This window comes from uncultured Polaribacter sp. (genome assembly GCF_947501385.1).
In the GTDB taxonomy this organism is placed as follows: domain Bacteria; phylum Bacteroidota; class Bacteroidia; order Flavobacteriales; family Flavobacteriaceae; genus Polaribacter.
The window spans coordinates 16,162-39,355 of record NZ_CANMVP010000034.1 but is presented as its reverse complement, the minus strand read 5'-3'; the positions used below and the strand labels follow the sequence as shown (position 1 = coordinate 39,355).

Annotated in this window: 16 protein-coding genes; 5 read left to right on the top strand and 11 right to left on the bottom strand. The window is 31.1% G+C overall.

Annotated features, from left to right (window positions below; all coding sequences use genetic code 11):
- Positions 1-163: 163 nt before the first annotated feature.
- The 6 genes from moaA to rplU all read right to left on the bottom strand — a co-directional run bounded on the left by moaA (position 164) and on the right by rplU (position 4,699).
- On the bottom strand, positions 164-1,156 hold the full coding sequence (gene moaA, locus Q0998_RS17415) for a GTP 3',8-cyclase MoaA (protein WP_299672176.1): 993 nt from the start codon (positions 1,154-1,156) through the stop codon (positions 164-166).
- Complete coding sequence (locus tag Q0998_RS17410; RefSeq protein WP_299672174.1) at positions 1,157-1,570, bottom strand: YeeE/YedE thiosulfate transporter family protein; 414 nt, start codon at positions 1,568-1,570, stop codon at positions 1,157-1,159.
- Between the two features lie 109 nt (positions 1,571-1,679).
- Positions 1,680-2,237 carry a YeeE/YedE thiosulfate transporter family protein gene (locus tag Q0998_RS17405; protein ID WP_299672172.1) on the bottom strand — a complete coding sequence of 186 codons (558 nt, stop codon included), beginning with the start codon at positions 2,235-2,237 and terminating at the stop codon, positions 1,680-1,682.
- A 60-nt stretch (positions 2,238-2,297) separates the two neighbouring features.
- Positions 2,298-3,611, bottom strand: a complete 1,314-nt coding sequence (locus Q0998_RS17400; RefSeq protein WP_299672170.1) for a glycosyltransferase N-terminal domain-containing protein — start codon at positions 3,609-3,611, stop codon at positions 2,298-2,300.
- Positions 3,612-3,725: 114 nt separating this feature from the next.
- Complete coding sequence (rpmA, locus tag Q0998_RS17395; protein ID WP_299672168.1) at positions 3,726-3,986, bottom strand: 50S ribosomal protein L27; 261 nt, start codon at positions 3,984-3,986, stop codon at positions 3,726-3,728.
- 23 nt (positions 3,987-4,009) lie between these two features.
- Positions 4,010-4,699, bottom strand: a complete 690-nt coding sequence (gene rplU / locus Q0998_RS17390) for a 50S ribosomal protein L21 (protein ID WP_299672166.1) — start codon at positions 4,697-4,699, stop codon at positions 4,010-4,012.
- A gap of 266 nt (positions 4,700-4,965) precedes the next feature.
- Between rplU and Q0998_RS17385 the strand changes: the two genes are divergently transcribed.
- Positions 4,966-6,288: a pitrilysin family protein gene (locus Q0998_RS17385; RefSeq protein ID WP_299672164.1), complete on the top strand. Its 1,323-nt coding sequence runs from the start codon at positions 4,966-4,968 to the stop codon at positions 6,286-6,288.
- Between the two features lie 19 nt (positions 6,289-6,307).
- Positions 6,308-8,356: a pitrilysin family protein gene (locus Q0998_RS17380; RefSeq protein ID WP_299672162.1), complete on the top strand. Its 2,049-nt coding sequence runs from the start codon at positions 6,308-6,310 to the stop codon at positions 8,354-8,356.
- A 196-nt stretch (positions 8,357-8,552) separates the two neighbouring features.
- On the opposite strand, the gene Q0998_RS17375 is transcribed toward Q0998_RS17380, so the two are convergent.
- On the bottom strand, positions 8,553-9,428 hold the full coding sequence (locus Q0998_RS17375; RefSeq protein ID WP_299672161.1) for a DMT family transporter: 876 nt from the start codon (positions 9,426-9,428) through the stop codon (positions 8,553-8,555).
- Positions 9,429-9,521: 93 nt separating this feature from the next.
- Here Q0998_RS17375 and Q0998_RS17370 point away from each other — a divergent pair, with 93 nt between their 5' ends.
- On the top strand, positions 9,522-9,950 hold the full coding sequence (locus Q0998_RS17370) for a heavy metal-associated domain-containing protein (RefSeq protein WP_299672159.1): 429 nt from the start codon (positions 9,522-9,524) through the stop codon (positions 9,948-9,950).
- 57 nt (positions 9,951-10,007) lie between these two features.
- On the opposite strand, the gene Q0998_RS17365 is transcribed toward Q0998_RS17370, so the two are convergent.
- From Q0998_RS17365 to Q0998_RS17355, 3 genes are all read right to left on the bottom strand, one after another.
- Positions 10,008-11,708, bottom strand: a complete 1,701-nt coding sequence (locus Q0998_RS17365; protein ID WP_299672157.1) for a thrombospondin type 3 repeat-containing protein — start codon at positions 11,706-11,708, stop codon at positions 10,008-10,010.
- A 153-nt stretch (positions 11,709-11,861) separates the two neighbouring features.
- The gene (locus Q0998_RS17360; RefSeq protein WP_299672155.1) at positions 11,862-14,078 is read right to left on the bottom strand and encodes a hypothetical protein; all 2,217 of its coding nucleotides are present in this window, start codon (positions 14,076-14,078) and stop codon (positions 11,862-11,864) included.
- Positions 14,079-14,173: 95 nt separating this feature from the next.
- Positions 14,174-16,990: a TonB-dependent receptor gene (locus tag Q0998_RS17355; RefSeq protein WP_299672153.1), complete on the bottom strand. Its 2,817-nt coding sequence runs from the start codon at positions 16,988-16,990 to the stop codon at positions 14,174-14,176.
- 333 nt (positions 16,991-17,323) lie between these two features.
- Between Q0998_RS17355 and Q0998_RS17350 the strand changes: the two genes are divergently transcribed.
- On the top strand, positions 17,324-18,532 hold the full coding sequence (locus Q0998_RS17350; RefSeq protein WP_299672151.1) for a porin: 1,209 nt from the start codon (positions 17,324-17,326) through the stop codon (positions 18,530-18,532).
- Positions 18,533-18,675: 143 nt separating this feature from the next.
- Positions 18,676-20,928: an inorganic phosphate transporter gene (locus tag Q0998_RS17345; RefSeq protein WP_299672149.1), complete on the top strand. Its 2,253-nt coding sequence runs from the start codon at positions 18,676-18,678 to the stop codon at positions 20,926-20,928.
- Positions 20,929-20,993: 65 nt separating this feature from the next.
- Here Q0998_RS17345 and Q0998_RS17340 read toward each other — a convergent pair whose 3' ends face one another.
- Entirely contained in the window at positions 20,994-23,192 is a 2,199-nt protein-coding gene (locus Q0998_RS17340; RefSeq protein ID WP_299672147.1) for a patatin-like phospholipase family protein, read from the bottom strand.
- Between the last annotated feature and the right edge of the window lie 2 nt (positions 23,193-23,194).

Here is a 23,194-nt window from a genome sequence, read left to right as displayed (position 1 = left end):
TCTTTCTCCTTTTTATTAATATCTATCTAATATAAATACTTTAATCCATATCCTTTTGCAAACATAGGATGACAAACCAACTATAAGGGTAACACAAACACAAGAGTATTTCTTCTTGGAGCTTGCATTGAGCGAAGACGAAATGTGAAGGTTAAGATGGGCTTTACCCTCCAATTGTACTCATACTTTCAGAAATACCTCCTTTTTTTCGATTCGCTTCTGCTATAAATCCGTTTTCTGGCTTTTCTTTCACTAAAGATAAAAAAAGTTCTTTTAAATCGTCATTAGAAGCGCCTTTTCTGATAAAATCGCGTAAGTTAAAAACACCATCGTCAAACAAACAATTTTTAAAAGTTCCTGTACTTGTAATTCTAATTCGATTGCAATCGTTACAGATAGTTCTAGTAAATGCAGGAATTATCCCCACAGTTCCTAAATGATTATCAATGGAATAATTTCTAGATGTTGATGATTTTTCAGATGGAACCTCATTTACTTTGAATTCCGTTTGTATTTCTTCTAAAATTTTTCTGAACGTCCAGTTTTCTTGCATTTCGCGTTGCCCTTTTCCATTAAATGGCATTTCTTCAATAAAACGTACAGCAACATTTTTATCTTTTGTTAGTCTTACAAAATCAGTAATTTCATCTGTATTAAAACCCGATTGTACCACCACATTCAGTTTTAAATTTAAACTGCTTTTCTCTAATAATTCAAAGGTTTTATAGACTTCTGGAAAAACATCTCTTCGTGTAATTTTTGCAAATTTTTCTCTTTGTAAACTATCGATACTTAAATTGATATTTTTTACTTTTTTAAGCTTTTCAATTTTAGAAATATGATGAGAAATTAATGCTCCGTTTGTAGTAATGTTAATCGCATCTAACAAATCATTATAAGACAGCATTTCTAAAAAACCAACAAAGTCTTTCCGAACAAAAGGTTCGCCTCCAGTTAATCGTACTTTATTGACACCTAACTCTGTTAAAACACGAACTAGACGGTACATTTCTTTAAAAGTTAATAATTCCTGTCTTGGCACAATATCTATTCCATGAGCAGGCATGCAATATTGGCATCGCAAGTTACAGCGATCTGTAACTGCCAATCGCACATATGCTATTTGTCGTCCAAAATTATCTACAAGTTTGCTCATTTAATTTGGTAATTTTTTACTCAAGATTCCGTATATAAATGCCCCTAAAAGCGCACCCACTAATAAAATTAAAGCCGGAACTAATTTAAAACCAAGAATCACAAAAATTGGTGCTGCACAAGCACCAGAAATTCCCCAGCCTAAACCAAAAAAGGTGCCTCCCAAAATAGTGCTGATAAAGCCTTTTTTCTTTGGCTTTGGTATAATTTTATTCCCGTTGATATCTTTAATTTTTCCGTTTTTAAACAACTGCATAAAAATAGCAGAAATAACCACTGCGCCTCCAATGATTCCAAACATGTGAAAAGATTGAAATTTAAACATTTCATAAAAACGATACCAAGAAATGGCTTGCGTTTTACTTAACACAATTGCGAAAAAAAATCCTAATATTAAAAATCTGATGTTTTTCATTTTGATATTTTTACCCTGCAAGATCTTTTTTTCCTTGTCCTTGTAGGTATGTTTATTTGTTATGAATACCAACAAGGTTTTTGAAACCTTGCAGGAAATGAATAAATTCCTAAAATAAAATTGGAATTATAAACCAAGTTGCTATAATTCCACCAATAAAAAAACCAATTACGGCTAATAAAGATGGTAATTGTAAACTACTTAAACCTGTAATTGCATGCCCAGAAGTACAACCACCAGCATAACGTGTTCCGAAACCAATGAGTACTCCAGAAAGTAACAAAATTAAAAATCCTTTAAGTGATGAAAATGCTTCCTCACCAAAAATCTTATCAGGAAAATACTGATTTGCAACATTTGTAAAACCTAAATCAGTTAGTTCTTGAACTGTTGTTGGATTTAAATCTATGGTTTGATTTGGTATTAAATAATAGGCAGAAATAAATCCACCAATAATTAAACCAATAACAAATAGCATTGCAAAATCACGTTCTTTCCAGTCTTTTTTAAAATAGTCAGATACTTTTCCTGCGCCCGCCATTGTACAAAGGGTTTCAAAATTTGTAGATGCGCCAAAATTCTTTCCGAAGTAAAAATATAATAATAGCGAGATTGCTATTAATGGGCCTCCAACGTACCAAGGCCAAGGTTGTAAAATAAAATCCATGCTTTCATATTAAATAATGAGGTCTCTTCCGAAGCTTCGGAACGCTCGACCTGACATTTGTTATAATTTTGTTTCTAAATAATTCATAATTAATTCTGTTGCCCCAAGGTTATCTTCAATATACTTTTTATTGATAATTCCTGTTAAATTTCTAAAGTTTGTATCGTTTTTTAAATTGATAAAACTCGTATTGAATTCTTCTTGATTTTTAATTGATAAACAGCCACCAATATGCACCAAATCTACAGCTTCTTTAAATTTTTCATACTTATTTCCAATCACTACAGGAATCCCAAAAGTTGCTGGTTCTAAAATATTATGCAAACCTGTTTTTAGACCTCCTCCAACATAAGCAACATCTGCAGTAGCATAAATTTTGGTTAGAATACCAATGGTATCAATAATAAAAACTTGATATGCCGCTAAATTATTTTTTATCTCCTTGGTTCTTTCAACTTCGCTCAAGACAAACTTTTTCGAGAGTTTCAACTTTTTTGAGGTCTCGACTTCGCTCGACCAGACATCTGTATATTTAATAACCTTTTTATTAATTGATTTTTGCAATTCTAAAATTGCATCTTGTTTGATATTATGAGGCGCAATTATAAATTTTTCGTTTTCTAAGGCTTTCTTATTTATGTAATTCACTAATAACTCTTCATCTTCTGCCCAAGTACTTCCTGCAACAATTGTATAGGTATTGTCTTTAAATTCGTTGATAAAATCTAGTGAGTTATCTTGTTCTAAAATTTTAGAAACCCTATCAAAACGAGTGTCTCCCGCAACCGTAACATTCTCAAGATTGATGGACTTTAGCAATTTTTTAGAACTCTCATCTTGCACAAAAAAATGATGGAAAGCCTCCAAAGACTTTTTCATAAAGCCACCATAACTTTTAAAGAAGAGCTGCTTTTCTCTTAAAATTCCTGAAACTAAAATTGTTGGAATTTCTTTCTTTTTTAATTCATTTAGAAAATTAGGCCAAAATTCATATTTTATAAAAATTACTAACTTCAGATTTAATATTTCAATAAATTTTCTTGCATTCTTTTCTGAATCTAATGGCAAATAACAAATTACGTCAGCTAAATTATAATTTTTTCGTATTTCATATCCCGAAGGAGAAAAAAAAGTGACTACTATTTTATAGTTAGCATGCCTTTTTTTAATTTCTTCAATAACAGGTCTTGCCTGCTCAAACTCACCTAAAGAAGCTGCGTGAAACCAAATAACGTCTTTATTCTTTAAGGGTGAAATTTTAGCAAATGTCTCTTTTCTACCATCCATAAAAAGCTTTATTTTTTTATTAAAAACAGCTACTATTGGCAATAATAAAGAAGCCAAAAAGACTACAAAATTGTACAAAAATTTCATCTTTGTAAAAGTACAAAATAGAAGCTAGTATACTTCTACAAAATACGCTAAACACAAAAAAGCTCAAACAATTGAATGTTTGAGCCTTTTAAACTTTTTTTAAACCTTAATTTCTTAAGCTTCAAATGGAGTTATAGAAACATAAGATCTATTGTCTCTTTTCTTTCTAAACTCTACTACTCCGTCAACCTTTGCGTGTAAAGTATGATCTTTACCCATGTAAACGTTTTCTCCTGGATTGTGAGTGGTTCCTCTTTGACGAACAATAATATTACCTGCTATTGCAGCTTGTCCTCCAAATATTTTTACACCTAAACGTTTCGATTCTGATTCTCTACCGTTCTTCGAACTACCGACTCCTTTTTTATGTGCCATGGCTTAAATATTTAATCGATTAATTATTTTTTCTTTAATAAAGCTTTTGCTTGCTTCACCCACTCTTCAGATTCTATCTTATCGCGAGTTATACCATCAATAGCAGAAAGTTCTTTTCTATCAGCAACTTTTAATTTACTGATTTGTTCGTATGTATACACACCAACTTCATTTAGTCTATCTGCATAGGCAGGTCCAATTCCGTTGATTTCTTTTAAATCATCAGCTTCTGCTTTCGTTGCAGTACCAATACTATTTAATAATTTTTCAACATCAATCTCCACGTTGCTTTCTTCAACACGATTTTCTGCTCTTGTAACTAAATTATCACTTACCTCAACCTCTGCTTTTTTAGTAGCAGTTTTTGGTGCAGCTTCTTTTTTAGTAGCTTTTTTAGAACCAGAAGCAGCAATAGATTCAATTTGAATCTCGCTTAAAGCTTGTCTGTGTCCGTTTTTCTTTTGATAACCTTTTCTTCTTTTCTTTTTGAAGACGATTACTTTATCACCTTGTAAGTGACTTAAAATTTTTGCCGTTACTTCGGCTCCTTTTATAGCTGGGGCGCCAATAGATATACTTCCTTTGTCATCAAGTAAAAGAACGTTATCAAAAGTAACTTTCGATCCTTCTTCTCCTTTTAAACGGTGTACGTATACTTTTTGGTCTTTTGCAACTTTAAACTGCTGCCCTGCTATCTCTACGATTGCGTACATACTATTTGTTTTGCGTATTTATACTAATTAATGGCATCTTCTCTGTTGAAAATGCGGATGCAAATATACATCTTTTTTAGAATCCTACAACATTGTCTTAAAAAATAAAAGCATTAGAATCAAGTGAATAAATAGCGTTTTAACTTCTTATTTTGCAGGATTCTTATTATTTTTGAAAATATCTTATAAAGAATGTTAATTTGTTGTAACAAAGAAAATTTTTCTGCGTCAAACAGGTCATCAAATATTAATTAAACAAAAAATAAATGAAAAAAAGTATGTTTTCTCTTGCTTCGGCACTACTGCTTGCATTTTCTACAAATGCACAACAGGTTGAATTTGAAGAGTACAAATTAGACAATGGAATGCATGTAATATTGCATCAAGACAATTCTGCGCCACTAGTTACTGTTGGTGTTATGTATAATGTAGGTTCTGTAGATGAAGAGGATGGAAAAACAGGAATGGCTCATTTTTATGAACACTTATTGTTTACTGGAACAAAGAATATTGAAAGAGGTAAATGGAGTGAGATACAATCTGCAAGAGGTGGAAGCGGAAACGCAAATACAAACTGGGATAGAACTTATTATTATGGAACATATCCTTCTAACGAATTAAAGTTGGGTTTATGGATGGAATCTGAAAGACTTTTGCATCCTATTTTAGATCAAAAGGCCATTGATACACAAAATGAAGTTGTAAAAGAAGAGAAAAGACAACGTATGGATAATGCGCCTTATGGTAAAATTCAATACGGAATGATTTACAAGCATATTTTTGATAACCACAATTATGGGAGACCTTTAATTGGTTTTATTGAAGACTTAGACAATGCTAAATTAGAAGAATTTAAAGCATTTTATGACAAATGGTATATGCCAAACAATGCTGTTTTAGTAGTTGCTGGAGATTTTCAAAAAAAGGAAACGAAGTCTTTAATTAAAGATTATTTTGGTACAATACCAGCAAGAATTGCACCTAAAGCTGTTAAAACGATAGAACCAGAAAGAACCACAGAAAAAAGAGTTACAGAATACGACTCTAATATTCAATTACCTGCAATTGTTTTGGCATACAAAACACCATCTATGAGAGATAGAGATGCTAAAGTTTTAGATGTTATTTCTACTGTTTTAAGTGATGGAAAAAGTTCTAGACTACAAAAAAAATTAGTAGAAACTAAAAAGAAAGCCTTAGCTGTATTTTCTTTTGGTAGACCTTTAGTTGATTATAGTGTGTACACAATTGGAGCAATTCCTTTAGGAGAAACTACTTTAGATGATTTGATTAATGAAATGGATGAAGAAATCTTAAAATTACAAACAGAATTAATTTCTGATGAAGATTTACAAAAAGTAAGAAATAAGTTCGAAAACAATTTTGTTTCCTCTAACTCAAGCGTAGAAGGCATTGCATCATCATTGGTAAGTAATTATATGCTAATGGGAGACACACAAAAAATTAATACGGGGTTAGAAGTTATTAATTCTATCACAAAAGAAGAAATTAGAGCCGTTGCTAAAAAATATTTAGCGAAAAACAAACGTGTTGTAATAGACTATTTACCAGCATCACAAAAGAAATAATCACATAAAAATAAGAACAATGAAAACAAATATATTTTCAATAATTACATTTTTATTCTTATCAATGAGTATTTCTGCTCAAGTTGATAGAACCAAAATGCCAGCATCTGGACCCGCTCCAAAAATTAATATAGGAACTCCAAAGAAGTTTACTTTAAAAAACGGACTGCAAGTATTAGTTGTAGAAAATCATAAATTACCTAGAGTTTCTGTAACTTTAGATATAGACAATCAACCAATGGCTCACGGAAATAAATCTGGTGTAGAAGGTTTTGTAGGTGGTATGTTAGGTACAGGATCTACAAACATGTCTAAAGAAGATTTTGATTCTAAGGTAGATTACTTAGGTGCTAGAATTAGTTTTGGCTCAGAAAGTGCTTTTGCAAGCTCTTTATCTAGATATTTTCCTGAAGTTTTAGAATTAATGGCAGATGCTGCTTTTAATCCTGTTTTTGCGCAAGAGGAATTTGACAAACAAATGAAACAATCTGAAGATGGCATTAAAGCAAATCAAAAGAGTGTTGCTGCTATTGCGGGTCAAGTAGATAGAGCTTTAACGTATGGTAAAGAGCATCCTTATGGAGAATTTACAACTTTAGAAACTTTAAAAAACATCACTTTACAAGATGTTAAAAATTTATATACAAAAACTTTTAAACCAAACAATGCGTATTTGGTAATTATTGGTGATGTAAATTTTAAAGATGTAAAAAAACAAGTTACCTCATTATTTAGTGCTTGGAAACCAGGAGTAATCACGCCACAGGTTTTACCAGAAGTAAAAAACCCTGCAACTACAGAAATAAACTTTATTAACATGCCAAATGCAGTGCAATCTGAAATGGCCATTATTAGTGCTGTAGATTTAAAAATGAACGACAAAGATTATTATGCTGTTTTATTAGCCAACCAAATTCTTGGTGGTGGCGGAACTGGTAGATTGTATAAAAATCTTCGTGAAGACAAAGGATATACTTATGGTGCTTACTCTGGAGTTGGTGCAAATAGATATGCTTCTAGGTTTAAGATGTCTGCCTCTGTAAGAAATATGGTTACAGACAGCGCGGTTGTGGAAGCAATGAAAGAAATCAACAAAATTCGTTATCAAAAAGCAACTCAACAAGAGTTAGATATTGCAAAAGCAAAATACTTAGGAAATTTTGTAAAAGCAGTAGAAAGACCAAGTACAGTTGCCAGTTACGCGTTAAGTATTTTACAAAATAACTTGCCAGAAGATTATTATGAAAACTATTTAAAAAACATAAATGCTGTTACTTTAGATGATGTTCAAAATGCTGCCATTAAATATTTTAGAGCAGACAAAGCAAGAATTGTTATTACGGGGAAAGGAATTGATGTTTTAAAAAATTTAGAGAATACAGATTATGTAATCAATTATTTTGATAAAGAAGGAAACCCAACTGTAAAACCAGCAATGACGTTGCCAATTCCTGCAGGAATGACTGCAGCACAAGTAGTAGATAAATACTTTGAAGCCATTGGAGGTAAAGACAAAGTAATGGCTGTAAATACAACAATGATTGTTTCGAACGCAACTATTCAAGGAACTCCTTTGGTAATGACACGTAAAGCTGCTGCGCCAAACAAATCATCAATGGTAATTTCTGTAATGGGAAATGCAATGCAAAAAATTATTTTTGACGGAACAAAAGGATACCAAGAAGCAAGAGGACAAAAAATGGAAATGAAACCAGAAGAAGTTTTAGAAGCCAAAGCTGTTTTAGCTCCTTTTAATGATGCTTCCTATAAAATGGGAAAGCTTGATAGAATTGAACCTATTGATGGTAAAAATTATTTTGTTATCGTACTTGGTAATACTGAAGTTTTCTACAATGTAAAAACAGGTTTAAAAGCTAAAGAAATAAAAACTGTAAAAACTCCAGACGGTAAAGAAATAGAAGTTCCTACAACTTTTGCTGATTATAAAGAGGTAAACGGAATTATGTTTCCTCATTCAGTTGCTCTAAAAAGTGGCCCAATGACGTTAGATTTCAAAGTTGCAGAAATTAAAATAAACGAAGGTGTTTCTGACGCAGATTTTAAATAATTAAAACAGATACAAGAGTATAAAAAAAAGAGTCAAGACACTGCGTTTTGACTCTTTTTTTGTTTTAAATTTTGAAGTTGATAAAAATCTTTCATCTAAGAGGTGCTTCAATTATTCCTCCTTCTGAATGACAGAAACTAATTTTTCTTAAATCTTGAAACGCTGAAACCTGAAACCTGAAACCTGAAACTTAAATCTATTTCGTCTTGTTCACCAAATACACTCCTAATAAAATAATAACTCCTGCAAATATTTGAAGTGGACTTAACGCTTCGCCATCTAACAATCCCCAGAAAATTGCTACAATAGGAATTAAATAGGTTACTGATGATGAAAAAACAGGATCTGAAATATGAACCAATTTATTATAAATCGTTTTTGCGATTCCTGTTCCTACAATCGATAGAATTGCTAGATACCCTAAAGACTGCATCAACACTTCATCTTTAAAACTAAATGTTGTAAAGAAATCTGTAAAAGCCAAAACAATGGTTGCGGGTATAATTAGCAATAAAAAATTACCCGTTACGATGGAAAGTGCATTTAAATCGTCTAAATACTTCTTTACCATATTTGCATTAAAAGCATAACCTACAGAGGCCACAATAATTAATAAGGCATACCAATAATTCTGATTTGGGTTTAAAGCTGCGCCCTTCAGAATTAAAATTAACGTCCCAACCAAACCAATTAAAATTCCGTACAATTGCGTTCTCTTAAAAGCAAAACCAAAAAATAGTGCTCCAAAAATTAGTGTATTAAAAGGGGTTAGTGAATTTAGAATAGATACAATAGAACTGTCTATTGTTGTAATGGCAAAAGCAAACAAAAACCCTGGAATAAAAGTACCTGTAAGAGCCGTGTAAACAATGTATTTATAATGCTTCTTTTGAATTTTTTTTAAGGATTTTGGCGCAACAGCAAGTAAAAAAATCGCAGTAAATATCATTCTTAAAGCTCCTAATTGAATAGGCGTAACTCCCAACAAGGCTTTTTTCATTAAAATAAAAGAACTTCCCCAAACCAAAGAAAGTAAGACCAAATACAACCATTTTTGTTGTTGATTATTCATGCTTTATCTTTTCAAGTTGCAAAAGTCTAATAATTATTAAGATATCAATCTTAATATTGATAAATTTGTAATATAATTTAATAACAGAATCTAATGAAAGCTCAAAAAATAATATTTTCAATAGCTATTGCTTGTCTTATCCTAACAGGATGCAAAACAGAACCCGTTAAAGAAATTAAAAAAGAAACTATTTCTCTTGCCATTTCTGGTATGACTTGTGAAATTGGTTGTGCAAAAACCATACAATCTAAATTGTCTAAAAAAGAAGGCGTGCTAGACGCCAAAGTAATTTTTAACGATAGTATTGCTAACATATCGTTTGATGCGTATACAACTTCTAAAAAAGATCTAATTGCTTTTGTTGATGGCATTGCAGGCGGAGATTTATACAAAGCCTCAGCAACTAAAAAAGTAGCTCATTCTTGTACTGATGCCTGTAAAGAAAAATGTGAACTAAAAAGTGATAAAACAGCTTGCAAAGAAGATTGTAAAATGGCTTGTTGTTCAAAAAAAGCTGAATAAAATTGTTTTCTATAAATAAAGATACAGGCTTTAAGCCTGTATCTTTATCCTTAATTATTAATTATTTATCAAAATCTTTCTAATTTCAGAATCTGTTTTAATAATGTAAACACCATTTTTAAGATTTTTGAAAATTTCTTTATTTTCAAAAAAACCTCTTATAACAGTTTCTTTAACAATTATCTTACCTAAAATATCATAGACAGTGATTTTATTATTATTTAGAATATCTTCTTGTTCATTAATATCATCAGTCATAAGAATTAATTTCGAAGCCCCTACTTTACTAAAAGTATCCTTTCTATATCTTATTCTGAAGCTAACAGTATTATTTGTTTCTGAAATCTCATTATTTATTTGCGCATCAGCATCAACTTTTATAATAAAATAATAGTAGCCATAAGGTGCTCCAGAATTTTTAAAATCATTACCACTTAATGAGGTTGCTGCATTATAATATTGCCCAGAATTAATTGCGGGAACACTTGTAGATTTTGAAAATTTATAATCATTAGAACTTAAACTATTATCTGTAGATAAATAATAATTAATTTTGGTTGAAGGGGTAGCAATATTTCCACTATTTTCAATTATTAAAAGGGAAAAATTCAATGCTGTACCAAATTCATTAGCAATGTGTCTTTGAGAATTACTATTTAAGTTAGCTACAACACTCCAACAACTAAAGCAATCACTAGTTAAATGAACATTATTTTCATTTATTTCTAAATCTGTTGTGTTATTATTTACAGAATCACATACATCTCCAATACCATCATTGTCTATATCTGATTGATTCGTATTTGGATTGTTAGGGCAATTATCATTTGAATCTGGGACTCCATCATTATCAGAATCCAAGACACAACCGATGCTGTTAAAATTTATACTACTTACATCCATATCAAAATCAGCATCACCACTTCCATTATATCTATTTAAAACTACAAAATATCTATTCCCTAAACTGAAGTTACTTCCAAAATTTGCTTGAAAAATTTTATTTATATTTAGCAATTGATCAATCCTAAAATTTATTTTAAAAACCCCATCATTAGCATTATTACTATTACATAAATAATTTTTAGCTCTCTCTAAACTTGTAAAAGTTATTACTCTATGATATCTATAAAAGGTTTCTTCACATGGTGAATTAGAAAGAAAATTGATTATTGTTGAATTAAAAGAATTCAAATCCACATCAGCATCTCCTTTTCCCAAACTCTTATTATTAATTTTACAATAACGTACACCTAAATTAAAAGTATTTCCAAAATCTATTTTAATCGGAGTAGTATTAACATTCAAATTATTATATGTTACATTATCCATAAGAAAATTTACTTTTATTTGAAAACGATCAGATTGATTTTCAGTGCAAGCATATTCAGCTGTAGAATAAGTTGAAAAATTAAAATAATAATAGCCCGAATTACAAGGATTAAAAGAATTTTGAGATTTTAATAAATTATCGGTTAAATTAAAATCAGCATCACCTGAACCAATTGAATTATTCAATACTTTACAATACCTTTTTCCTAATCCAAAATTAGTTCCTAAGTCAATATAATAATATTCTCCATTAGTTAAAAGAACATCATCTATATTTACTTTAACAATAAACCTATCACTACTATTTTCTGAACAAGCATTCGTAAGGTTAGAGTATGTTGCCAACCTGTGATAATTATAATTTTGTGAATAACCTAAAGTGTATAAAAACGTTAAGAAAATTATTATATAATATTTTTTTTTCATAATAAAATGTTTTTAGAGTTTTACATATTAAATGTCTAAAAATTAAATGAATAAGCTGTTAAAAATAAGTTATTGAATAGTTAAGAAAAATAAATTATATAAAAAAAACCGAGCAAGCTGCTCGGTTTTTTAGGACTAGACAAATTATAATTTCTATAATCCTTTCGTCCAACCATTTGTCCAAGTAGGAGCATCAGCTCCATTACCTGCACCAGTTGCAGTTCCTTCAATAATAAATGATTGGTTTGCACCACTATAATCTGTAGATAGAAAACCAGAAAGACTATTCACAAATTGAACATTAGTCATTTTTAAATCACCATTTTCTATTCTAACAGCAGCTTCAGCATCACTTGAGCTTACCTTTACACCTAAATCAACACCAGAAATATAAAAATTATCAATAGTGACATTTCCTCCACCTTCTTTAAAATAAAGAGCACCTTCAGCAACAGGACCAACAACTGTAATATTTTTTAATGTTGCCATTGTAATAGGAGTTGCATTTCCATTATCTCCGTTATTAGAACCTTCTATACCAGCTTGAGCTCCACCAGAAATATACCAGTTTTCACCAGTTCCAGCCCAACCATCAGCAAAATCTATTGAATCGTCTCCAGAATTTGTAGAAACTAAGTACTTACCATTTACAGTACCTCCAAAAAATTCGATCCCATCATCTCCTCCCTCAAAAGATTGTACATACTCGAAAGTTGTTGCAGAACCAACACCAAATAAAGATACACCATTAAATTCTTTAGAACTATTGAAAGTTGCACCTGTATACTCTACTCTTAAATAGCGAATAGAACCTGAATTATCGGCAGAAACAGAACCACCATACGTTAAATCTGCTACTTCTGAGGTAGATACCGAACCTACATTAGTAGGTGCTTTTCCACAGATTACTAAACCACCCCAATCTGCAGCTGCAGGATTTGACACTCCAGAGGTCATAACTACTGGATTAGAAGCCGTGCCCTCTACAAAAATTTGACCACCTTGTGCTACCGCAATATAAGAAGCAGTACCACCCGTTGCTTTGATTGTAGTTCCAGCAGGGATTCTCAACTTTCCTCCATCTTTCACAACAAAAGAACTTGTTAATAAATATTCTACATTGGCATTTAAAGTAACATCACTAGTTACTTCACCAGCTAAATTCTCTGATGTCACACCACTATTGCTTAAACCTCTTGTCCAACCTGCAGCCCAATCAGGAGCACCTGCTCCATTACCAGCGCCAGTTGCAATACCTTGACTGATAAAGTTAACGTTAGCTCCTGTATAATCTGTTTGAACAAAACCAGATATATTATTTGCAAACTGTACATTTGTCATTACTAAAGCGCCAGCTTCTAATCTTGCAGCTGCTTCAGCATCTGTAGAACTTACTTTAACACCTAAATTAGAACTAGCAATATAAAAGTTATCTATAGTAAAGTTACCTCCACCTTCTTTATAGTATAAAGCACCCTCAGCTACTGGACCAACAACCGTAATGTTCTTTAAAGTTGCCATTGTAACCGGAGTTGCATTTCCATTATCACCATTATTAGAACCTTCTATACCAGCTTGAGCTCCACCAGAAATATACCAGTTTTCGCCAGTCCCGGCCCAACCGTCAGCGAAGTCAATTGAATCATCTCCAGAATTTGTAGCAACTAAATAATTACCACTTACAGTACCTCCAAAAAATTCTATACCATCATCTCCCCCTTCAAAAGATTGTACATATTCTACAGTTGTTCCTGAACCCACACCAAATAAAGATAAACCGTTAAATTCTTTTGAACTGTTAAAAGTTGCACCTGTATATTCTATTCTTAAGTAACGAATAGAACCTGAATTATCGGCAGAAACAGAACCACCATAAGTTAAATCTGCTACTTCTGATGTTGAAGTTGAACCAACATTTGTTGGTGCTTTACCACAAACTACTAAACCACCCCAATCTGCAGCTTCAGGAGAAGCGCTTCCTGAAGTCATTACAACTGGATTATCTTTGTTACCATCAATAAAAATTTGCCCGCCTTGAGCCACTGCAATATAAGAAGCAGTACCTCCTGATGCTTTAATTATGGTTCCAGCAGGAATTCTTAATTTACCCCCATCTCTAACAACGTAAGCTGCTTGCAAATCGTATGTTATTGAAGCGTCCAAAGTTACATCATCAGTAACATCTCCTTCTAAAACTGAATTGGATGCACATGGTTCACATAAAGAACCTCCACAATCTATCCCGGTTTCGTCACCATTTTGAATACCATCTGTACAACTAGACGTAATTATTGGATCGTCATCTCCACAAGATATTACTAGTGTAAAACTTGCCATTATCATTAAAATACTTAAAATCTGTTTTTTCATTTTATTGAATTTTTAGTTTTTGTTTATACAAAATAAATGAACTATTGTTAAGTTTATATGTTCTAAATTTTAAGGTTTGGTTATACAAATGTTAACTAAAAGTTATAGCTTAACGACAAGCTAACATCTATACCTAACTTAAAAGAAGAAACTGTTACGTTTTGTACTTCTTGTACCCTTTCCACTGTAGGGTTTAAAATATTATTTGCTTTAAAGCCCAAACCAAGATTTTTATTTGGACTATATTTTAAAATAAAATCTAAGGTTGGGATTCCAGAATCTATAATATTACCTCTCCCTAATTCTGTTGCCAAAGCAAAAATTCTATCTGAAAAATAGTTGAAAGCTATTGTAGATTGAATATTACTTTCTGCTGTAAATTCTTTTAAGAATGTTATATCTGCATTTATTAATAAATCTGAAGCCCCAGATAATGCACTTTCATCAAAAGAGAAATCTACACTTAAAGGAAAACCTGCATCTGAAGTTTCTTGAAATACTTTATCTGGACTTAAATCTTGATTTGTTTTTAAATAAGAAACATTTAAACCACCAGATAATTTAGTTTCTAAAATTTTATTTTTTGTGTCTCTTTCAGAAACAAAAAAGTTTTTCCTAGCTTCAAGTTCAACACCATAGGCAGTTGCTTGGTCTCCAGAATTTACCCAACTTACATCATTGGAAGCAGAGTTAATAGTAATTTTGTTAATTGGATCATTTATAAATCTACCAAAAAGACCTACAGATATTATTTCTTCTGATGTTGGAAAGAAATCCCATTTTACATCAAAATTATAATTGGTAGATGTGTACAATGCAGGATTTCCCAAGGTTGTTAAAGTTGGAGTTTCATCATATTGAAAAGGAGCTCTTTCTTTAAATTGAGGTAAGGTATATGTTTTACTTGCCGCAAATTTTAAATTATTTTTATCATTTAAAGTGTATTTCACAGTAACTGCAGGCATAAATTCTAATTGATCTAATTCATTTTCACCGCTTTGTAAAGAGGTGTTAAAATTAAGAGATTGATTAATTTGCTCTACTCTAATACCTAAAACTGCTGTAAGTTTTTTAGAAAATATATATTCTGAATTTAGAAATCCTGCATGAATACTTTGATTTCCACCATAAGTTTGTGGTCTCAAAACATCAGTATTTGTGCCCAAACCTCCTCTAAAAGTTCTAATATCAAAGAGACCCGCACTAAAATTGTCCTGATTAAAATAACTATCTAAGTTGTAAATATCTGTAATTATTGGTTGTGTAACTGCGTTTCCCCCACTATTTTTAATTCTAAAATTAAATTGAGTTGCTTTAAAGTCGACATCTTTAAACCTTCCACTATAGCCCAAAGTAATTTTTCCTTTATAATCACCCTCATCGTTTTTATTAAATTGATAGGATGTTGAAATATTTGCTGCTAATTCTTCTTCTTCTAAATCTTGATAAAATCTATGGTTATCAGAATCATTTAAAGTTCTTCTAAAAGATTTTGGTCCATTTGGAATATTCCAATCATCTGGAGTTACAATTACTTGTCTTCTGTTAGGAACATCGCTACTTACAAAATTATATGCAGCACCCCAATTTACTTCAAACTTATCTTGAATCTTGTGGTTTCCTAATAATTGATGTACAAATAATTGTGTTCTTTCAAAAAGTGCTCTTTGCACAAATGCACCGCCTTCTGGAGCATAATCAAAAACATCTACAATACCTGTATATTCTTCTTGTGTTTGATTAGAAGTATTAATCATTAAAGCATTGTACAAAAACTCATGATTTTTGTGCTTTAAACGAATATTACCCATTGCTGTAGTGTTTGTCTTATAGATATAGTTCTTAAAATCATAATCTCTTCTTGCAACACCTCCAACATTTACGCTACCTCTATTGACTCCTTCTCTAAATTGATATCCGTTATCAAACGAAGCAACTCCAAAAACACTAAGTTTTGTATCTTCACCCAAATCATAAGAATCTCCAACTTTTAAAGAAAGATTCATATTTACTGGTGTATTTCCTTTTTCTCTATCCCAACTTGTTCCAAAATTATAGTTATTTAATGGGAAATTAGGAATGCCTATATCATAAAACCCTGTTGTATTTGGTCCATCATTCAAATAAAAATTATCTTGAGAAATTGCTTCTGAATTTACTGATGAACCTAAACCAATTTCTAAAAAACCTTTTCCTTTGTATTTTTTTGATGAAATATCAATATTTGCACCACTAAAATCTCCGAAATTCTTAGTATTAAAAGTTTTATCAATAGAAATAAATTCTATAATATCTGTTGAGAAAATACTTAAATCTATATTTTTTTGAGATGGATTATTAGACGGTAACGGCAAACCATTCAAGGTAGTAATATTATATCTGTCTCCTAAACCTCTTACAAAAACATTACCAGAGCCTTGTTGTTTAGAAATACCTGTTGTTTTTGTAAGTGCAGTTGCAGCATCTCCTACTCCTTTTTTTATTAGTTCTTGTTGACCAATTTTTTGTTCAATTGTAATCGCCTTCTTTTGTTCTAACAAAAGAGCATTCACAGATTCTTTATTTGTAGAAGACTTTATAACAATCTCATCTAAACCAACCCCTTGTTCTGCAGACATTAATTGGTTTACAATTACAGTTTCACCAGCTTTCATTGTAAAAAGCTTCTCTACAGATTTGTACCCTAAAAAACTAAATACAACGGTGTGTGTTCCCGCAGGAACATTTATGGTATAGTTGCCATCAAAATCTGTAGTAGTACCTATTGTAGTTCCTTTGATAAATACGTTTGCAAAAGGCAAAGGATCGTTGTTTGTTTCTTTATCGGTTAAAACACCCTTTAGAATTCCTTTGTCTTGCGCTATTAAAACTTGGCTTAGTGCTATAAAAGCAATAAATAAAATTTTCTTCATTATTGTTTGTTATTTCTTAGGCAAAAGTCCGTTAGTTTTGTAAAGTCTATGTTAGCTTTAAATTATGCTTGTATTACAGAAACATTATCTAAAGGTTAAATTGTAGAGAATAGTTAACAGTTTTTTAATTTACAGCAAACATTAAATTAAACCTATGGTTAGATATTTGTAATAATCTTTAAAGATGAAGTGTCATTATAAATTTATTAGTTTTTGTCAACTATTTTATGTGACCTACTGCCTTTGGCCAAGGCAGTTTTTTATTTAATAATATTCCATTAACGTTAAATTAACATATTTAGTAGTTCTTTGCAGCGACAAAAACTAATAAATATGAAATTTTCGATGCTACTCTATGTAGTAATTCTAACTTCTATGTGTTCATCTTTAAGCATGAATGCTCAGGAAACCAATGCACCTAAATTTGGAAAAGGTCTTTTAAACTTAAAAGGAAAAGACAGTACTTGGTCTATGAAAGTAGGTTTAAGATTCCAAACCTTAGCAACCTCTCAATGGGAAGTAAATAACGGTCTTTCGAATCCAGAAACTTCTATGTTAATTAGAAGGTCTCGTTTAAAATTTGATGGTTTTGCGTATTCACCCAAACTTAGATACAAAGTAGAATTGGGTTTGTCTAACAGAGATCAATCTGGTGCTTCTAAATACACAGGCAATGCTCCTCGATATATTTTAGACGCTGTTTTAAAATGGAATTTCTCTGGAAACTTTGTCTTATGGTTTGGGCAAACCAAATTACCTGGAAATAGAGAACGTGTTATATCTTCTGCAAATTTGCAACAAGTAGACAGGTCTTTATTAAATAGCAGGTTTACCATAGATCGTGATATGGGTGTTCAATTAAGACATCATTTTCATCTTTCAGATACTTTTTTAGTCAAAGAAATCTTTTCTATTTCGCAGGGTGAAGGAAGAAATATTACTACAGGAAATATTGGCGGCCATCAATACACCTCTAGAATTGAATTGTTTCCTTTTGGCGATTTTAAAAACAAAGGAGATTATAAAGGAAGTGATTTGAAATTTGAACAGAACCCTAAACTATCTCTTGGTTTTGCGTATGATTTTAATAACAATGCATCTAAAACCAAAAGTAATCAAGGTGCTTATATGCTAAACGATACGGGTTTTTTCTCCACAAATATTTCAACTTTTTTTATAGATACCATGTACAAACACAAAGGATTTTCTTTTATGGGAGAATATGCCAATAGAGATGCAAAAGACGCTTTTGCCAAAAATTCTGATGGTACTTTAACAGGAGATGAAGTTCAGGTTGGAAATGGCTTGAATTTACAAACCGGATATTTAGTTTCTAAAACAATTGAAGTTTCTGCACGTTACACAAATATTTCTTTAGACAGAAATATTACCGGAAAAGGAGCAGAAAATCAATATACGTTAGGGCTCTCTAAATATATATCGGGTCATCAATTAAAAGTACAAACAGATCTAAGCTATACTGATATTGGTTTTAATACAAATCAATTATTGTATAGATTACAGGTGGATATTCATTTTTAAATGAAAATAATTTCCAAGATTTATTTTGGGTTTCAGTTCAAATTGTCTTTTCCGTGAAAACGGGAATCTAATTATAATAACATAAGCATAACATTCACAATTTTTTGTGTTTGTAAATTTGCAAAACTAAATTTTAAAGAAAAATGGGAGATCCATATATTTTAATGCTTGTTGCTTTGGCTGTTTTAGCTGTGGTAGACTTGGTTGTAGGAGTTAGTAATGACGCTGTTAACTTTCTAAATTCAGCCATTGGCTCAAAAGCTATTTCTGTAAGAAACATCATGATTATTGCTAGTTTAGGTGTCTTCTTTGGAGCCATTACCTCTAGTGGAATGATGGAAGTTGCGCGTAAAGGGATTTTTAATCCTAATATGTTTATGTTTCAAGATATTATGTACATTTTTATGGCGGTAATGATTACAGATATTCTTCTGTTAGATATCTTTAATTCATTAGGAATGCCAACCTCAACTACAGTATCTATTGTTTTTGAATTATTAGGAGCCGCAGTTTGTATTTCTTTGATAAAAATTTCTGCAAATGATACACAATCAATTTCAGATATTTGGAGTTATATCAACCACAAAAAAGCACTTGAAATCATCAACGGAATCTTACTTTCTGTAGTGGTCGCATTTTCTGTAGGAGCCATTGTACAGTTTGTTTCTAGGCTTATTTATTCCTTTAATTTTGAAAAAAGAGCCACGTATATAAATGCTTTATTTGGTGGTTTTGCCATTACCGCAATAACCTATTTCATCATCATAAAAGGAATGAAGGGAACTCCTTTTTATAAAGATGTAAAGTTTTTAATTGAAGGAAATACCTTTGCCATTATTGCTGGAAGTTTTGTTGTTTGGTCATTCATATCACAAATTTTAATAAAAGCATTTAAAATTAATATATTAAAATTAATTATTGGTGTGGGTACTTTTTCTTTAGCAATGGCTTTCTCTGGAAACGATTTGGTAAACTTTGTAGGTGTGCCAATTGCCGCGTGGAATTCTTACCAAGCTTGGGAAGTTTCTGGTGTCGCTGCAGATTCTTTTTCAATGGGCATTTTAGCTAAAAAAGTACCTTCTAATGTTTGGTTATTGTTACTAGCTGGTGGTATTATGGTAGTAACTTTATGGACTTCAAGCAAGGCTCAAAATGTAATAAAAACAGGAATTGATTTGTCTAGACAAGGAGAAGGGCATGAAAAATTTCAACCAAATCCGCTTTCTAGAATTGTAGTAAGAGCTGCTATGGGTATTAATGTAGGTTTAAGCTATCTAGTTCCAAAATCAACTTTAGCTTTTATAGATTCTAAATTTCAAAAACCTGTAATTGCATTGCCAAAAGATAAAACCTATGAAATGCCTGCTTTTGATTTGGTAAGAGCTTCTGTAAACTTAATTGTTGCTGGTATTCTAATATCAATTGCTACTTCTATGAAATTGCCTTTGTCTACAACCTATGTAACATTTATGGTTGCTATGGGAACCTCTTTAGCGGATAGAGCTTGGGGTCGTGAAAGTGCTGTTTATAGAGTTGCAGGTGTAATTAATGTTATTGGTGGTTGGTTTTTAACTGCCATCACAGCCTTTTTTGCAGCAGCAGTGGTTGCTTACTTAATTAGCTGGAACATGGTTATGATTCCTGTTTTACTAGCGGTTGTTGCGCTATTAATTGGAAGAAATACATTAATCCACAGAAAGAAAACCAAAGAAGTTAAAAAACAAGAATTTATGGAAAGAACAGAATTAATTACCATTAATGGGGTGATTGAAGAAAGTGCCGACCATATCTCTGGAGTTATTAGTCGTGTAAACAAATTATATACCAATGTTGTAAATGATTTAGCCAACCAAGATTTAAATAAATTACGTAAAACAGAGAAACACGTTGCCAAATTAAACAACGAAATAGACAGTTTAAAAGATGGTGTTTTCTACTTTATTAAATCTTTAGATGAAACCTCTGTACAGGCAAGTAGATTTTACATCATGGTTTTAGGATACTTACAAGATGTAGCACAATCAATTAGTTATATTTCTAGAGCAAGTTACAAACATGTAAATAATAACCATAAAAATTTAAAGAAAGGGCAAATTAAAGATCTAAAAATAATAGACATTCAGCTATCTACATTGTTAGTGAAAGAGGCTACTATTTTCGAAAATAGAGATTTAGATGATTTAAATGCACTCTTAATAGAAAAGAATGAATTGCTTAGAAGTGTTTCTTCCTCTATAGAAAAACAAGTCGCTAGAATTAGAACGGATGAAACAAGTCCTAAAAACACGACATTGTATTTCAGTATTTTGTTAGAAACTAAAGATTTAATTACTGCATTAATGAATTTATTACAGACGTATGAGGAATTTCATTTAAGTAGAAAACAAGAGCAATAAACACTATAAAGTTATAAAAAAACCATGAAACTTTTAAGGTTTCATGGTTTTTTTATGGGTTTATTTTAAAACCAGAACCCTAAGTTAAACAACCAATGGGCTTCATTTAAATCTGGAGTCCAGCTATATTTTAATTCTATAGGTCCAATAAGAGAGTCATAACTATAACCAATCGCATACCCAGATTTTACGTTGTCAAATAATTTTACATTTTTAAAAACATTGTCTTCTATTCTTGCATAATTTGCAATAAATGAAACATAGTTTTTGTCACCTATTCTATATCTTAAATCGAATTGTGTTTTTACAAAAGAATTATTAGACAATTCTGCAAACTCATAACCATATAAAGAAACAAACGTATTTATATAATTTTGATTATAATCTCCTAAATAAAAGTCGAATATATTAGAAGTTGGATTCCCAATGGTAAAACCTGCTTCGTTGGTGTTTTGAAACGTTAGTCTTTCAGCAAAAGTAGTGGCGAAACCTAAAGTACCTTTTCCTTGAGAAAAGGGTTCGAAATTTTTATTATAATCTGATGATGCCAAATACCAATTAAAATTTAAATCGGCAAAAAAACCTTTGGTCACAAAATATTTTTTATCGTAGGTATCTAATTTTATATAACCAAAGGCACTAAAATAATTGCTTCTATCGATAATTGTTGCCTCATTGGCATCAGACGCTAATGTTTCTGTAGAAGCTTTTAACCATTTGTGTTCTACACCAAGACCAACAGCAAATTTTCTATTAAATGTGGTTTGAAAAAAAGCTTGATTTGTAAGGTCTGAATAACTTAAGTTGATGCTACTTACGTTTGGTAAATCAGAAACTTGATTGAACTTAGAATTGCTTCTAAAATGATTGTATCTAGACTTGAAACCGTAACTGATATAAAAACCATTATCTACAAAATAATTTAAATTGTATCTTAAATTATCTCCTAAAATCATATCAAAAGAAAATAAATCGTTCTTTTTTAGTAGATGTTTTTTATTAAAAGTTGCTAAAACTCCAGATTTATAGAGTAAATCATAATGAACACCTAAATTTAGATTCGCATTTTCATTGGATTCTTTTACTATAAAATCTAATAAGTAACTACCGTCTGTTTTTTTTATAAAGTTATATTCTATTCTATTGTAATTTCTAGTGGCAGAAAGTAGGTGTATTTTTTTTGTAATGTCTTTTCTTGACAAACTATCGCCTTCTCTAATATTCAATTTTCCTAATATATAGGCTCTAGTGTAGTTTTTTGCTCCGTGTATTGAAATATCTGATATTAATAATTTCTTATTTGTATATTTTATGACTTTTCTTTTTCTTTTTACAAGTTGTTTTGCTGCAATTTCTTCAAAAACTTTTGTAAACTTTTTTGCTTCAATAGTACCTTTTTCTAAAATTTCAACTTTTTTATCAAAATCTACCACCGTATACTCATATATTTCTGGGTGAATATAAACGTCTAATTGTTTAATTTCTTCATCTGATTTGCTATACATTTGATAGCTCATAATTTGATTTAATAAAGCAACTACAGAGTTTATTTTTTCCTTTTCAAACAATTCGCCTTCTACATCTACACCAATTACAATATCAATTCCTTTGGCCTTCATAACACTTACAGGAAAATTATTCGAAATACCACCATCTACTAAAAGTTTGTCTCCTACTTCTACAGGATTTAATAATGATGGAAAAGAACCACTTGCTCTTAAAGCCAAGGGTAGCGAGCCTTTTTCTAAGATTACTGGCGAACCGTTTTCTACATCTGTTGCAATACAGAAAAAAGGAACGGGAAGTTTAGAAAAATCCTGATTGCCATCTACAGCATCAAATAGCTCCAATAATAAATTTAGTACATTTTGTCCTTTAGAAATTCCTTTAGGCAAACCTACTTTCCCTTTTTCTACAGGTAGCGTAAGCACTGTTTTTTCACCAAATTCTTTCTCAAAAAATGTTTCTGAACTTCTTGGTAATTTATCTCTAATAAGCGTTAGAAAATCTGTATTGATTACAATTTCTTCAATTTGGTTTGCAGAATAACCAGCAGCATAAAAACCACCAATAATAGCGCCCATACTGGTACCGCCAATATAATCTAGCTGAATACCAGCTTTGTCAATTTCTTTTAATATGGCTATATGTGCAAATCCTTTTGCGCCACCACCACTTAAAACAAGCCCAACTTTTGGTTGTTTGTCTTGTGCTAAAATGACGATAGAAAAAAGTAAGAATAAAAGGTTTAATTTTAATTTCATTG